Annotated in this window: 1 pseudogene; it reads left to right on the top strand. The window is 62.1% G+C overall.

Annotated features, from left to right (window positions below):
* A pseudogene (locus EN969_RS34485) lies at positions 1-557 on the top strand (aminopeptidase P family protein); the annotation flags it as partial.

Genomic DNA, 557 nt, shown 5'->3' with positions numbered 1-557 from the left:
GCTCTACGACCCCGTCAACATCCGCTACGCCACCGACAGCACCAACATGCAGCTTTGGGTGGCGCACAATCCGACGCGGCATTGCTTTGTCGCCACTGAAGGCCCGGTGGTGCTGTTCGATTATTTTTCCTGCGAGCACCTGTCCGACCATTCCGGCGTCGTCAACGAGGTGCGGCCGGCGGTGTCGTGGATGTATCTCTATGGCGGTGAGCTGACCGAGCAAAAGGTCCGCCGTTGGGCCGCCGGAATAGCCGATTTGGTCAGGGAATATGGTAGCGGCAACAGCCGCATCGCCGTCGACCACATCAATCCCGAAGGCGTCGAGGAGCTGGCTCGCCTCGGCATTTCCATCGGCAATGGCGAAGCCGTGATGGAGAACGCGCGGCTGATCAAATCGCCGGACGAAATCCTCGCCATGCGCCGGGCGATTGTCGCTTGCGAAGCGGCGATGGGCGAGATGGAACAGGCGCTGAAGCCGGGCATTTCCGAGAACGAGCTATGGGCGGAATTGCATCGTGGCAACATCGCGCGCGGCGGCGAGTGGATCGAGACGCGAC

It is taken from the genome of Mesorhizobium sp. M7A.F.Ca.CA.003.01.2.1 (genome assembly GCF_003998945.1).
GTDB classification, from domain to species: Bacteria; Pseudomonadota; Alphaproteobacteria; order Rhizobiales; family Rhizobiaceae; genus Mesorhizobium; species Mesorhizobium ciceri.
Note: the sequence above shows the minus strand (reverse complement) of the source record. Positions and strands in the feature narration are given on the sequence as shown.